The organism is Nostoc sp. LEGE 12447 (assembly GCF_015206985.1).
Lineage (GTDB): Bacteria > Cyanobacteriota > Cyanobacteriia > Cyanobacteriales > Nostocaceae > Nostoc.
Genome location: NZ_JADEXT010000021.1, coordinates 108,340 through 122,194 on the forward strand (window position 1 = coordinate 108,340; position 13,855 = coordinate 122,194).

A 13,855-nucleotide genomic window follows, 5' to 3' on the forward strand; every position below is an offset into this window, starting at 1 on the left:
TTAATGCAGATGTTGCCAAAATCAATAAGTATTGCCTTGGGTGTAATGGGAGCATTAGCTCTGAGTATGCCTCCTGTAATGGCAGTTAATATTGGTGTGAGTCCACCCAAATTTCACATAGATATGAACAGCAACAAAACACGTTCTCAAGCTGTTCGCGTTCTAAACCTTGATTCTCAACCAGTTGAGCTTAAGGTTTATGTGCAGTCATGGACAATGAATGAGCAAAATAAAGTACAAATACTTCCTTCCAAAGAGCAATCTTTAGAGCAATGGATTGTTTTTACTCCCTCTAGATTTACAATTCCACCTGGTGGCTCACAAACCGTTCGTTTCGCCATCCGTCCTAGAGTTAAGCCCCAATCTGGGGAACATCGAGCAGTACTTTATTTTGAAGAAATACCCCGGACTACTTCACGCACAAAGGGTGTAACTTTAATTGGCAAACTAGGAGTTGCAATATACGGTTATGTAGGAGATATCAAGAAAATTGGTGTATTAAATTCTGTAAGCGTAAACACCAAACCTAATGCTCTCAATGCCGTATTTGATATTTCTAGCCAAGGTAACGCATATGTGAATATGCAAGGTCAATATGCTATCTGGCCGGCTGCTAAATATCCAGGTGCTGAGGCTACAAAACCCATAGCTAATTTAGAAAAACCAAAGGACAAAAAGGCTGGGCCTTTAGTGGATGTAGGATTTTTACCTACAACACCAATTTTACCTGATAGTCGTCGTCGAGTTTTGCTACCAATTACTAAAAACTTACCCCCTGGTAATTATGTCTTGGATATCAATGGGGAACTGAATGGTGTAGCGATTAAAAAAGGCATACCTTTTACAGTGCCCATTAATGCTCCACTAGCTAATAATATCAACACTCAAACTCAGCCCGCTTCTCAAAAATTAAGAAATTCTCTCAAAAATCCTCAGCATCGCAGATAAACTATTCCACATTTAAATTGCGTTAATTGGTCTGGGTAAGATGCTCATTCCACGAGTTGGATGGAATTTAAATGTGCAAAATAAATGTGTTTTAGCTTTTGGGTTTATAAAAGCTTAAATTTCGCTAACCAAGTTTATTTATCTTCCCATAAATGATTTATAGCCGGGAAGTTTCTTAGGCTACCCATACAAATTTGTGTACTTCAGTTTATGCTCTACCAACCTTCAGCATCTCCCCCACCGATTACAATTATACAGTCAGAGAATGGTTCTTTTAAAACGCAGTTAGATACCCGCATTAGTCAAGAACATAAAGCATTTGCCGGAGCAATTGCAACTCCTTCACCACCAGAAACATTACCACCTGAGTTTTCCACGGATAAATCACAGGATTCTTACAAGGTAGACAATGAAAACATTACAGCTAGTAACATAACTACTGAAAATGCTTTAGATTCTCACACCAAGCAACTTAGTCAACAGGTTGTAGCTCAAAGTATCACACCCTCAGCAGCGTCTCAGCATTCAGCTATTCGTGATATCAAAAGTACTCTAAGAGATATCAGAAGTGCCGCTCATAATCATAATGCAAAAAATCCGATATCTCCTGAAAAGGAACAAAGGATTAACAATAATATAGTTATTCCAAGCCCTCATAGCAGTGATGTTTTAAAAAGCTCAACAGGTAAGAATAATCCTCCGGCAAATCCTCCTATTAATAATATCTTGGCGGAAGCTAAAAGTTTATTGTTGGGAGTATTCATTAATGGACAAGAAGTTGGAAGTTTAGAAGTTATTCCAGAGGAAGGGAAATTATTAATTCCACTGTCTGATTTTGCCCAAATTGCTGGATTTACGATTGAGAATAGTGATATCGGAAAAACCCAACTGAAAACACCTTTAGGTATAGTAACTGTTACAGAGTCAGACTTAAAAAAAATTAATGGTATTACTTATATTAGTGATACTTTCCTAAAAGAGAAACTACTTACCGAAATAGAGCTAAAAACTTCAGATTTAGCTTTGAATGTTGATTTACCTTGGCGCAGAGGCAGTGGAGAATCTGGAAATCAGGTAATTGACCTCAAGCCTGAAGTTAGACCTCCTAGTAGTGGTTTATCTAATTTCCGGCAAGAGTTAAATTATTACAGTAATTCAGGTAATGCAAACTGGCGTAGTTCTTCTCTTTTGGGTGGGCGTTTAGGAGGTGGTGCGTGGCGGTTACGTTTAGAGAATGATTTTGTTAACCAGCCCCAATTAAGTGAATATTTTTACTTTAAGCGCTCAGGGCGAATGCTTTATCAAATAGGTCGCCAACAAATTGGGTTAAATCCTTTAGCTACTAATCTCAATTTGACGGGAGCGCAGATTGGTTATACTAATCTACCTGCCGACAGGTTTAATACAGGTTATAGTGCTAATGAGCTTCTACCAAGACGTTCCCAACCTATACAAACATTTCGTGGTGTAGTTCCCCCAGCCAGTTTTGTTCAGTTAAGAGTTAGTGGCGTTGTGATTGCTCAACGGCAGGTAGGACTAAGTGGAGAATATGAATTTGCAGATGTCAATTTGCCTACTGGTCAAAGTAATGATATTGAACTGTTTGTATTTGACCGCAATAATTTCAGCGTACCTACAGAAGTTCGTTCTTTAAGACTCAATGCTTCAGATTTATTGTTACCAGCAGGCGGTAATGTGCAGTTAGCCGGTATAGGATTAACGGGTAACTATATCCAAAATAATTTATTGGATGATTTTCCTTCAACTCAATCAGGCCAGTTCGCTGGATTTTATCAGATACGCCAGGGTATATCTGATAATTTAACGTTGGAAAGCTCTGCACAATTATTACCTGATACTACACAAGCACAGGCAGGTTTTGCTTGGCGTTTAGCAAGCCCTGTAATTTTATCAGCGAATGTCGGTACTTCTAGAAGTGAGTTAGGTTATACGGCTAATTTGGATATTCAGTTGGCTCGTTGGCAAATTTTGGGAGTTTCTGAATTATATCCAACAGGCTATTTTAGCAGCAATGACCGATCACGCGATCGCAAGAATAATGCTCTAGATGTCAGATATAAATTCAGCAATAATTTTAGTTTAGGCTTTATTGCCCGTAGTTACCAAAACCAAAGTGATTCAAGTAATTACATTCTGCCAACTTTTTCATTCCGTCCATTGTCTAACTTATCTTTTAGAGGTACACCAGATTATTTTGGTAACTATTCATTAAATGCTTTTTACCAACCAACAAGAAATAGCAGATTATCTTTTAACTCTTTTGGTGATGTCTACTCAACAGATTTTGGCTATAACCTAAGCCGTGATTATTTAGTATCCTTCGGAACTGAATCGGGTGGTGATTTAGCGACTCGTTACACTTTGGGACTAAATTATAGCTCTCCTAGCCTTTCAGGTCTGAGTTGGCGCTTAGGACTAGGATATAGAGATGGAGAAGTTGGGCCGGTTGTAGGTGCTAGTATGCGGATAGTGCCAGGATTATTCGCCTCAATTGATTATCAAGGCATCCCCTCTAGAAATAGAAACATTCTTGGTGGCATTGGGGACGATCGCCTGACCATATCCTTAGTATCAGATTTATCATTTGCTGGCGGTAGAGTGTCGCCGGCTGAATATAGCACAGTTAGCAAAGACAGAGGAGCGATCGCTGGACGAATGGTTGTTCAAGGTGACAGAAATGGTGCAGACCTTGGTGGAGGTATTATCAATGTTTACGATAACCGTGGTCGCACTGTCGGTACAGCTAAAATAGACGCTCAAGGTAATTTCTTTGTTGGTAACTTGCGAGAAGGTGTCTATGTAATTGCACTAGACCCAGACGAATTACCAATTGAAGTTGCTGTGCGGAAAACTTCTATAGTTGCGGAAGTAGCAGGTGCAGCTGTGACTCAATTAGATTTCCCCGTTAGATTAGAATATGGTATGGCAGGTAAAATTACTGATGTGTCAGGTCAGCCAATACCAAATGTAGAAGTAGAACTAGTTGATGCTCAAGGCAAACGAGTAGTATCATCTGTGACTGATCAATTTGGTCTTTACCGTCTAGATGCCGTTCCTGTTGGTAACTATACATTGCGCGTTCCTGTTCAAGATGGCATCGCCAGCAGCAACACTTTACCAAAATTAGAAATAGCAATTAATAAAGAGTTTGTCTACGACCAAAATCTTCAATTACCGATTGCCGCAGCCGCTAAGGAAACTCAGGAGAAAAAAGAAACTCAAGAAAAATAAGTTTTTAGGATTTTTCTAAAAGCGACAATTAGGGACAAACCGCTTCACTTGGATGCCCAATTTAATTTACTATGTGTATTGTTCTCCATCTGTATGGGCTACATCTGGCTACCCTAAGATCGTTATGGCAAAATCGAAGAAAAGCGCCAATCCCATCAATTTAAACGATCCACAATATTATCTTAACCGAGAGTTAAGCTGGCTACAATTTAATGCCAGGGTATTACATGAAGCTTGTGACGATCGCACGCCTCTTCTCGAACGCCTCAAGTTTTTAGCAATCTTCAACTCTAATTTGGATGAGTTTTTCATGGTGCGTGTTGCTGGTTTAAAGCAACAAGTAGAGGCGAAAGTCAGTCTGTTAACTCCCGATGGTCGGACACCACAACAACAGCTAGATGATATTAGGTCTACCCTGATTCCTCATGTAAAAAAAGAGCATCAACATTTTGAACAAGTACTTCGTCCTCTACTAGCAAATCATGGCATCCATATTCTGGATTACATAGATTTGAATCAAAAACAGCGAACTCATCTCAACCATTATTTTGAGGAACAAGTATTTCCAGTTTTGACTCCTCTGGCTGTTGATCCTAGTCATCCTTTTCCATTTATTTCTAATCTCAGTCTGAATCTGGCTGTTGTGGTCAAAAATCCAGACACCGAAGAAGAATTCTTTGCCAGAGTTAAAGTTCCCAGTGTTCTCCCACGATTTTTACCGATACCGCCGGAGTTGGGAGACCAAAATAACGACAAACCTGCCCACTGGACTGGAGTACCTTTAGAACAAGCGATCGCTCATAACTTGGAATCTCTATTTCCAGGGATGAATATTCAAGAATATCATCCGTTCCGCATTACTCGTGATGCCGATTTGGTCTTAGAAGAAGATGAAGCAGATGATTTATTGTTAGCGATTGAACAGGAATTGCGAAAACGGCGGCTAGGCGGAAGTCCAGTGCGGCTAGAAATTCAATCCCAGACTCCTGAAATAGTGCGATCGCGATTATTGCATGATTTGGAATTAACAGAAAGTGATCTCTATGAAGTAGATGGTCTTTTGGGACTGCGGGATTTGATGTCTTTTATGTCCTTGCCATTGCCGGAACTCAAAGATCCACCACGCCAATCTGTTGTACCATTACGCTTGCAAAGGCTGAGGGAACCAAGTTTAGATCCAGATACGCTGGAAACGGACGAAGGAAAAGACTTTTTTGCTGTAATTCGGGAAAAGGATTTGCTAGTACACCATCCCTATCAATCCTTTTCGGCTACAGTGGTGCGCTTTATTACCCATGCTGCCTACGATCCGAATGTTTTAGCCATCAAGATGACCCTTTACCGGACTTCTGGTGACTCGCCTATAGTCAATGCCCTAATCGCCGCGGCCGAAAATGATAAGCAGGTATCTGTACTCGTGGAATTAAAGGCGCGATTTGATGAGGAAAATAATATTTACTGGGCAAAACGACTAGAAAGAGTTGGAGTTCATGTAGTCTATGGTTTAGTCGGGCTGAAAACCCACAGTAAAACTGTCATGGTGGTACGGCGGGAAAAAGATCGAATACGCCGCTACGTACATATTGGCACTGGTAATTATAATCCTAAAACGGCACGGCTGTATACAGATTTGGGATTGTTTAGTTGCCGTGAAGAATTAGGTGCTGATATCACAGATTTATTTAATTTCTTGACAGGATACTCCCTGCAAAAGTCTTATCGAGAATTGCTGGTTGCACCTGTGAATATGCGCGATCGCTTTTTGGCACTAATTAACCGCGAAATTGAAAATGTCCAAAATGGATTTTCTGGACGCATTGTTGCCAAAATGAATTCCCTAGTCGATCCACAAATTATTGCCACTTTATATGAAGCTTCCCGCGCCGATGTGCAAATAGACTTAATTATCAGGGGCGTTTGCTGTTTGCGTCCAGGACTAAAAGATATTAGTGAAAATATTCGCATTATCAGCATCGTCGGTCGCTTTTTAGAACACTCTCGCATTTATTATTTTCATAACAATACACAGGAGGAAATCTTTATTGGCAGTGCCGACTGGATGCGCCGCAACCTAGATCGTCGAGTCGAAGTAATTACCCCAGTAAAAGACCCAGATATTGCAAAGGATTTGCAAGAAATTATGGGAATTATGCTCGCAGATAATCGCCAAGCTTGGGAATTACAAGCCGATGGCACTTACATTCAACGCCGTCCTTATGATGATTCTCCAGAAGCCAATTCACAAAAAATTCTTATGAATATGGCATTACGCTCAACTGGTGTAATCTCAAACTTGATTGATTAAAAAATAAGTCACTTTAACTTTGACAACTAGCTAAACTTAGATAACTTTTAAAAGTTATCTAAGTTATTTGTTATAGGTTCACACAGAATTCATGAATCAGGATTCCAAATTCAGAATGAATTCCGATCAAAAAGCAGATAGCATAGGGATAGCGAGTCCGCTTACCCCTGCGGCGATCTTCCTAGCAAAAGCATCTCGTAAAGAGCATCAAGATTACTGATTTATAAATTCTGAATTCTTCTTCAATCACCCATTGGATAGAGTTAGTGCTGGCACGTGTTCCCATAGACTAGAGAGGTTATTCTGAATAAATTTGTCTTTCCCCTCAATGTTAATGTTATCCTGTGAGCTTTCTACCTTGCGTGTTCTAGTAGTTGATGACCATGAACTGACTCGTCTAACCTTACAATTGGTTTTTTCTTGTCAGGAGAATATTCAAGTAGTAGGTTTAGCTAGTAATGGTGAAGAAGCTATAGAAATGGTTAAACGTTGTCATCCTGACGTAATTGTTCTAGATTTACAAATGCCAGTCATGGATGGCTGGAGCGCGTCTAGCCAAATTAAAGCTATATCTCCTAACACCCAAATCCTTGCTTACTCCTCAGTAGAAGACGTAAATTTTCAAGGAACTAAGGCAATATCTAGCTTTGATGACGTTTGCAAGAAAGATGTACCGACAAGCGAACTGATTGCTTTAGTTAAGCGCTTAGGTCAGCGTGCAAAAGATGATTCAGTTGCAGGGTAAATGATACAACTATGTTGCTTCGCCAGCTCAGGCTTAGTTAAATTTTGGGGATTCGAGAATATTATAGTACTACGGAGCGTCGGTATTAGCTGAAGTTGACAGTTAAACCGACGCATGTGTGCTATTTGCTACTCTACCGGAATGGTGCGTTTAAATTCATCAATTAATTCATCTAGTTCTTCCAAAGCCTGATTTACGTCAACTCTCAATGTTCCCAGGTTTGGTTGCTCTAGCAGTCCTAATAGGTACTCGCGTTTACTTTGAACTGCAACAATTCGTTCTTTTATAGTCTGTAGATCCATTATTTTTTTCCATTTTTAACTACCTTTAAATTTTAAGTTAACTCAAAATCCAACATTTTGGGGCACTATACTCTTAGTAGTCCACTACACTAACTGTCCTCTCTAGAAACTCCTCATGTCTCCCGTACCCCTACTCAAAAGCAGGCTACGTGTAGCGTCTCTGATATGAAAAATTTTAAACTAAGTAAGCCAGAAGCTCTTGACTTATCCTTGTGTAAGTCTTAACCTGGCAATTTTGAATTGGTTGAATTACTAATCTCTGGGGATGATGTTCTTCCCTAATTTGTTACTCATAGCCGATGATAATAAAACTGAGGTATTAAGAATTTATACTAATTTAAGCTCATGCTACGCCAAATCTCTTTGGGAACACTCGGTTTAACTATCGGTGGCATATTAACCATTATGGGCTTCGTCGCCTATGCTGGTAATAATGCCACACTCAATCTTGTCGGATTTTTTTACGGTATTCCTCTATTGTTGGGAGGACTGGCACTAAAAGCTAATGAACTTAAGCCAGTACCCTTTACCCAAAATACATCACCGTCAGCATTGAAACTGCGGGAACAGCAAGCAACTGATACTCAAAATAAAATTCGCAAAGATATCACCCGATATTGTTACGGTCAAGATGCTCATTTAGATACAACACTTTCTTTTCTGGGTTTGAGTCCCACAGACCAGGAAAGGCCAACAGTCACAGGGTTACGAGAAGTAGAAGTTAATGGTAACTATGCCCTAATTTTAGAATTTGATTCACCGCTAATACCAATTGATGTATGGCAAAAAAAGCAGGAAAAAATGACTAATTATTTTGGGCCGGGATTAGAGGTTCAAATAACACAGCCATCTGAAAACACAATTGAGTTAGCTCTGATTAATACTCCAAAAGAGTCACTAGTCAGTAGTCAGTAGTCAATAGTCAGGGAAAAAAGTTGTTGTTACCAAAACTTTATGGCTTGTCGTTACCCAAATTTTACTTAAGTTCTCGACAAAGAAACCCTCTCTGTACTTAATTTAACTGAAATTTTCACTTTCTCAGGGGATAGTATCAACCTAAGTAGAGACGCGAAACTTTGCGTCTCTACACGCCTAAAAATTGCCACGGATGATCATTAAGTCAATTGTATTGCTATATACAGCATTGACTCGTTTTTTTACTACTAACCAAAACAGTTACTTTTCTAAACGAACTGCATACCATTGTAAATATTGCCCAGGGCCAATATCTAATTCACAGCCGGTGTCGAGTAAATATTGTGCTTGAGCTTCGACAGAATCAAACTTTTGCAAGTCAGGCGGTAAATCTTGAATTATAAGTTGCTGAAGAGTCGTTTTGAGCTTTTCTAATAACTCTGATTGTGTCAGAAATTGCTCTGGCTTATTTGTTTCTAAAAGAACAAAGTGATCTTGCTGATACATTAATGAATCTGGCATTTGAAAGATTTTGTAAATGCAAATGGGTTTGTTTTTTTGTAATAACGTCGGGTTATTTTTGTAGTCAAAGAATGGCTATTCTATCTATTTTACCTGCTTTCTGTGCAGTACTCATAGGATTTAGCTCTTTAAGATATCCAGCTTAATTTAGTATATCTATATATATATAAACTTAACTACTAAATTACTGTTTTTTAGAATAAAAAATCGATTTTTAACTTAAATAAATATAGTTAATCGGATGAAATAAGAATTTTTACTTAATTTATTAACTCAAAGTGATTCGACAATAAAAGTTTTAACTAAGTTAAATCCTTATATTATGTAATTATACTGAATTTTTATCCCCACTTTCCAATAGACTAAAGACATTTAAGTCAAGTGATATTAGTATTTAATATTAGCTATAGCAATCAAAATTTAAACGTAAGAAAATACGTAGATTAAAAATGCGTATTTTAAAGCCTTTAAGGGATTTTATCTCTCACGAATGATTTAGGGCTGCTATATTTTCTGAACTTGCTTTGACAACTGCTTTTCCCTATTTCGCTAAGTTTATAAACTAACTAATTAAGGTGCGTATTTGCAATTTTCAAAAAAATTGCAATTTAACTTTAACAATGGGGAAATATAAAAGCAACACTTCCTCCCATAACCATAGCTGAACAAAAAGGTAAAAATTGCCTTCGCGTTCCAATTATAGATTGTCTATGCAACTTAGTTATCTACCGCTTGCTTGGCTCAAGAACATTGAGCAGTCTATTGTCAAAAAACAGTTGATTGTGAAGCCAGACACACCTTTGCCGCAAATTCTGGCATTGATGAAAAGAGCGATCGCTCCGATGCGATTGAGTTGCACAGCCTTTTTCAGAATAATCCTGCAAGTGGAAGGCAACTCATGTCAGGCATAAGCTCATTTTCTGTTTCTAAACAACCACCACTGATTCTAGTGGCTGATGATGACAAGACTATCCGAGTGTTGTTGCGTAAAGCTATGGAACAAGAAGGTTATCGAGTGGTTGAGGTCAATGATGGTAAGCAATGTTTAGATGCTTACGAGACTATCAAACCGGATATAGTGTTGCTAGATGCTGTAATGCCTGTGATGGATGGCTTTACCTGCTGTAAGCAATTGCTCCAAATTGCCAGGAATAATTTAATCTCAGCCCTTGCAACCTTTGATACTGACTCGGCTCTTAACAATACTGTCATCTCCAAAATATGGGAGCGCACTCCCATATTGATGATCACATGCTTGGACGATGAGGAATCTGTAAACCGTGCTTTTGATGCAGGAGCGACCGATTATGTTACTAAGCCAATTCACTGGCCTGTATTGCGTCAACGATTGCGCCGACTGCTACAGCAAGCACAAGTATACAAACAATTAGAGGCAGCAAACCAAGCTTTGCAGCACCTTGCCAATGTAGATGGCTTAACTGATTTGGCTAATCGTCGTTGTTTTGACGATTATCTTAATACTCAGTGGATTAATCTCGCCCAAGAAGAATCTCCTTTGTCAATGATTTTGTGTGATATCGACTATTTTAAATTTTATAACGATAAATATGGCCATCCTGCTGGAGATGTCTGTTTACAAAAGGTGGGTGCTGTCTTAAATCTAAAGGCGCAAAAACATCAAGATTTAGTAGCGCGTTATGGTGGCGAAGAATTTGCTGTGATTATGCCATACACCCATGCATCTGGTGCAATTCACGTGGCCGCAACCATACAAGCGGGAATCAAAGATTTGCAAATTGCTCACGCCGGGTCTGCTGTGAGTCAGCATGTCACGCTAAGTATGGGCGTAGCAACTGTTGTACCTACTTGGGAATCCTCACCTTCAGATTTGATTGTGCGAGCAGATAAAGCGCTCTACGAAGCAAAGGCAGGGGGGCGCGATCGCTTTATCTCAAGTTTTTAATTGTATTTGTCATTTGTGAATACCCATTGCTTAAGAAGGATAAACTGGCAGCGTGAAGTGAAACCATGCTCCGTTATTGGGGGCAGAGTCTACCCAAATTTGACCATAGTGTGCCAGGATAATACGTTGGCATAAACAAAGACCAATGCCGTAACCTTCTTTACCTTCATCCCGTTGCAGGCGGAAGTGGTTTTCAAAGATGCGATCGCGATTCTCTACAGGAATACCAGGCCCAGTATCGCCAATACTAAACTGAACTTTTTGGGTAGTGCGGTGCAATCCGGAAACGCTAATCTTGCCACCTTCTGGGGTATATTTAATGGCATTATCTAACAGATTGACTAGCACTTGGCGGATGCGTTCTGGATCAGCATATACATAAGGTAAGTCACTAGGAATATCTGTTTCTACTTCTTGGGATTTGGCGGTGTAGCGATCGCACAATTCTTCGAGTACATCTAAAAAAACTTTACCTAGTTGTATCTTTTGTGGTAATATAGGAAATTCTGTATCTTTTCCACGACCTACCTGCAAAAGGTCAGTAATCATTCGGTCAATGACCTTAGTTTGATTGCGGGCTTGTTTTAATAAATGTGCTGTCATCGATGGCTTGAGGCGCTGGAATTCCCCTGTCTCTAGATTGTAGTTAGATTGGAGAGTTTCCATTGCGATCGCGGCAGCAGTTAGGGGATTACGGAGATCGTGCGCCAGCATCGCAATCACCCGGTCTTTAAACTGTAGCTGCTCTTGGAGGTTATCTTTTTCCTGTTTCAAGCGAAAAATTTCGTCTGAGAGTCGGATTAGTTCAGCAGAAACAGCAACTGAATGGATAGTGGATTTGGGTAATGTGCCCCGACCATTGTCGTCCATGTGTTCTTGCAAGTCTTCCTGTAATTTTAAGTAAGCGTCTACAGCGACTTGCCAGCGAGGCCACCAGTTTTTCAATTGCGCTATGATATTACTCCCAGCCAAAACCTGTCGTGGTTCAGGATGGATTTTGATTAAAGCTGGCGTTGCTACCAACTTAAAGTGTTCTGCTAAGTAAGGTTGTTGTCCAACATCGATAGTTTGAACTTCAAAAGTATACTCAGCCTGCAATTCTTTTAAGTAAGCACGTATTCGCTGCACCTGTTGGCGGGACTTAGGTCGTCCATCGACAAAAAGTAACAGTTGGAGTGGAGCTTCAGAATAAATAGGCTGATCCTGGGAAACTTGCATGTAATCGTGTTTCAGCACTGGTAACAACCCGGTGACGCTTTACAGAAAGTAAAATGGACTGACGGTTGTCGATGGTCGTTGTTTTGGTCTTCAATTTAATATCTATTTTAGATTTTCATACTGCTCTTAGTTCTATATTTTTGACACTAAATATATCTTTTTCAGCCTTTTGCCCATTTTTGACTAACTTCATCTCCAAGAAACACCAAGCCCCTTGAATATAAGCCTTAGTTTGCCCTGAATGAAAAATTGTCGCTAGAGTTAGCAGGTGAAAGGTTTAATACTATGTCAAATCAGCTAGTAAAGCAGTATGTCAAATTGACTACTCGCTTTCAACAAGCGATGCCTACGGCGGGCAAAGCCTACGCTCAACTAAACGCAGATGCTAATTGTATCTAATCTATCAGGAAGCTGTTAACTGTTTAGACCAAGTTTGTGGAGAGAGGGTTTTTTCAACGCCAGTGCATCCAATGAAGTGTCTTGTTTGCCTCAACCCAATCATTATTAGGATTAGGAAAACAGCTATAGTTAACAACTATGTACTGCCTATATAACTTACGAAGCGTACTCTGTGTCCAGCCTTCCTAAAAGAAGACTTGCCTATCTCAGGAGAATAGGGGATGGGTTGCCCTAAGACAACCTTTTGGATAACATCAGGGCGATGCCTACGACGATAAACTACGCACTTTTAGAGTCAGTACTTACTGCTTTCGAGGCTGCCAAGAAACTCTTGACTACAGCACAAGTATCACTTTCCCCAGAAATTCTATTTATAGAAATTAGGGAAACTGCTGCGACACTTGACTGTTTTGTTTATGACTCCAGTTGCCAAAAATAACGAACTTACGCTAAGTCCTTGGAATTGCTGAACACTGGCATTTTCTGGCTATTGCCTTATTCAGCTTACCATCGTCAGATGAATAATTTCCAGAATCGATTGTAAGCCAGTGTTAGCGAACTTTAATTGATTTCCCTCTTTGGGTGAGGCTAAGGGGGCTTTATTCCTAGTCTATCACTTTAAGTGTTTAGCGATCGCATTAAGTTCGTGCATCTGGAAGCAGATTAAAGCTTTTGGTAGCTAAAATGTTCTTTAGCGAGTTCGCAATCAGTTATTTCCTCTGCCAATTGAATATTTAGAGAAATATCTCAAAAATGGATTCTCAATCTAGTAGTCTTGCCATATTAATTTTGAGCAGCACTAAACTGCTGACTAAAAACTTCCTTAACCTGTCCTAATACCAGTGAGCTTAGCTTTCTTTTGTCACTCCGGGGAGAGTAAAATCAGAAAAGAGGTCTGAAAGGCAGGAGGGGACGATGACACAGCCCAGAAGTCCCAAACCAAGCATAAAATTCGTGGACGAATATTGTGCAATCTACCAAAATCTATTTCCAGAAGTTAGAAGTTTTGAAAGTTTTCGAGACATACATTTGGGAATGATATCGGAGATAAAAAGGAAATCATTACCAGAAATAGGCAAGGTGGTAGGGTTAGAGAACCACCAATCATTACATCATTTTTTAACAGAATCACCTTGGTCAGTAGAATCATTAAAAAAGCGAAGATTAGAACTAATACTACGAGTATTAAATGAGCGAGCGCTAATTCTAATAATTGATGAAACTGGAGACAAAAAACAAGGTCATACTACAGACTATGTGAAAAGGCAGTATATTGGGAACTTAGGCAAAATTGCTCAGGGCATAGTTGTAGTAACAGCCTATGG

The 13,855-nt window shown here is 39.6% G+C and carries 12 protein-coding genes; 9 read left to right on the forward strand and 3 right to left on the reverse strand.

Going from position 1 to position 13,855, the window contains the following annotated elements; all coding sequences use genetic code 11:
• Positions 1 to 9: 9 nt before the first annotated feature.
• The 4 genes from IQ274_RS20990 (at position 10) to IQ274_RS21005 (ending at position 7,250) form a co-directional block, all read left to right on the forward strand.
• Positions 10 to 948, forward strand: coding sequence for a molecular chaperone (locus IQ274_RS20990; protein ID WP_163928288.1), 939 nt, complete (start codon positions 10 to 12; stop codon positions 946 to 948).
• 210 nt (positions 949 to 1,158) lie between these two features.
• Positions 1,159 to 4,200: a carboxypeptidase regulatory-like domain-containing protein gene (locus tag IQ274_RS20995; protein WP_194143312.1), complete on the forward strand. Its 3,042-nt coding sequence runs from the start codon at positions 1,159 to 1,161 to the stop codon at positions 4,198 to 4,200.
• A gap of 124 nt (positions 4,201 to 4,324) precedes the next feature.
• Entirely contained in the window at positions 4,325 to 6,505 is a 2,181-nt protein-coding gene (gene ppk1, locus IQ274_RS21000) for a polyphosphate kinase 1 (protein ID WP_194143313.1), read from the forward strand.
• Positions 6,506 to 6,833: 328 nt separating this feature from the next.
• Positions 6,834 to 7,250 (forward strand): response regulator, encoded by a 417-nt coding sequence (locus IQ274_RS21005; protein ID WP_163928274.1) that lies wholly within the window; start codon positions 6,834 to 6,836, stop codon positions 7,248 to 7,250.
• Between the two features lie 128 nt (positions 7,251 to 7,378).
• Here IQ274_RS21005 and IQ274_RS21010 read toward each other — a convergent pair whose 3' ends face one another.
• The gene (locus tag IQ274_RS21010; RefSeq protein ID WP_012412001.1) at positions 7,379 to 7,552 is read right to left on the reverse strand and encodes a hypothetical protein; all 174 of its coding nucleotides are present in this window, start codon (positions 7,550 to 7,552) and stop codon (positions 7,379 to 7,381) included.
• 345 nt (positions 7,553 to 7,897) lie between these two features.
• On the opposite strand from IQ274_RS21010, the gene IQ274_RS21015 reads away from it, so the two are divergent.
• The gene (locus IQ274_RS21015) at positions 7,898 to 8,467 is read left to right on the forward strand and encodes a DUF2854 domain-containing protein (protein ID WP_163928276.1); all 570 of its coding nucleotides are present in this window, start codon (positions 7,898 to 7,900) and stop codon (positions 8,465 to 8,467) included.
• A 261-nt stretch (positions 8,468 to 8,728) separates the two neighbouring features.
• On the opposite strand, the gene IQ274_RS21020 is transcribed toward IQ274_RS21015, so the two are convergent.
• Positions 8,729 to 8,989, reverse strand: coding sequence for a chlororespiratory reduction protein 7 (locus tag IQ274_RS21020; protein WP_194143314.1), 261 nt, complete (start codon positions 8,987 to 8,989; stop codon positions 8,729 to 8,731).
• A gap of 710 nt (positions 8,990 to 9,699) precedes the next feature.
• On the opposite strand from IQ274_RS21020, the gene IQ274_RS21025 reads away from it, so the two are divergent.
• Together IQ274_RS21025 and IQ274_RS21030 are read left to right on the forward strand one after the other, a co-directional pair.
• Positions 9,700 to 9,900 carry a hypothetical protein gene (locus IQ274_RS21025; protein WP_041565700.1) on the forward strand — a complete coding sequence of 67 codons (201 nt, stop codon included), beginning with the start codon at positions 9,700 to 9,702 and terminating at the stop codon, positions 9,898 to 9,900.
• Positions 9,888 to 10,913, forward strand: a complete 1,026-nt coding sequence (locus IQ274_RS21030) for a response regulator (protein WP_163934230.1) — start codon at positions 9,888 to 9,890, stop codon at positions 10,911 to 10,913. Before IQ274_RS21025 ends, IQ274_RS21030 begins: the two co-directional genes overlap by 13 nt.
• Positions 10,914 to 10,943: 30 nt before the next feature.
• On the opposite strand, the gene IQ274_RS21035 is transcribed toward IQ274_RS21030, so the two are convergent.
• Entirely contained in the window at positions 10,944 to 12,149 is a 1,206-nt protein-coding gene (locus tag IQ274_RS21035) for a histidine kinase (RefSeq protein WP_190934754.1), read from the reverse strand.
• A gap of 643 nt (positions 12,150 to 12,792) precedes the next feature.
• Between IQ274_RS21035 and IQ274_RS21040 the strand changes: the two genes are divergently transcribed.
• Together IQ274_RS21040 and IQ274_RS21045 are read left to right on the forward strand one after the other, a co-directional pair.
• Entirely contained in the window at positions 12,793 to 12,969 is a 177-nt protein-coding gene (locus tag IQ274_RS21040) for a hypothetical protein (protein ID WP_194143315.1), read from the forward strand.
• 476 nt (positions 12,970 to 13,445) lie between these two features.
• A partial coding sequence (locus IQ274_RS21045) for a transposase (protein ID WP_194143316.1) occupies positions 13,446 to 13,855 on the forward strand: 410 nt, incomplete at its 3' end.

What these genes read in the sequence shown, in the direction of transcription:
- IQ274_RS20995 (WP_194143312.1), top strand. Translation starts at nt 1,159, where the DNA reads ATGCTCTACCAACCTTCAGCATCTCCCCCACCGATTACAATTATACAG.
- IQ274_RS21025 (WP_041565700.1), top strand. Translation starts at nt 9,700, where the DNA reads ATGCAACTTAGTTATCTACCGCTTGCTTGGCTCAAGAACATTGAGCAG.
- IQ274_RS21040 (WP_194143315.1), top strand. Translation starts at nt 12,793, where the DNA reads ATGCCTACGACGATAAACTACGCACTTTTAGAGTCAGTACTTACTGCT.
- IQ274_RS21015 (WP_163928276.1), top strand. Translation starts at nt 7,898, where the DNA reads ATGCTACGCCAAATCTCTTTGGGAACACTCGGTTTAACTATCGGTGGC.
- IQ274_RS21020 (WP_194143314.1), bottom strand. Translation starts at nt 8,989, where the DNA reads ATGCCAGATTCATTAATGTATCAGCAAGATCACTTTGTTCTTTTAGAA.
- IQ274_RS20990 (WP_163928288.1), top strand. Translation starts at nt 10, where the DNA reads ATGTTGCCAAAATCAATAAGTATTGCCTTGGGTGTAATGGGAGCATTA.
- IQ274_RS21030 (WP_163934230.1), top strand. Translation starts at nt 9,888, where the DNA reads ATGTCAGGCATAAGCTCATTTTCTGTTTCTAAACAACCACCACTGATT.
- IQ274_RS21010 (WP_012412001.1), bottom strand. Translation starts at nt 7,552, where the DNA reads ATGGATCTACAGACTATAAAAGAACGAATTGTTGCAGTTCAAAGTAAA.
- IQ274_RS21005 (WP_163928274.1), top strand. Translation starts at nt 6,834, where the DNA reads ATGTTAATGTTATCCTGTGAGCTTTCTACCTTGCGTGTTCTAGTAGTT.
- ppk1 (WP_194143313.1), top strand. Translation starts at nt 4,325, where the DNA reads ATGGCAAAATCGAAGAAAAGCGCCAATCCCATCAATTTAAACGATCCA.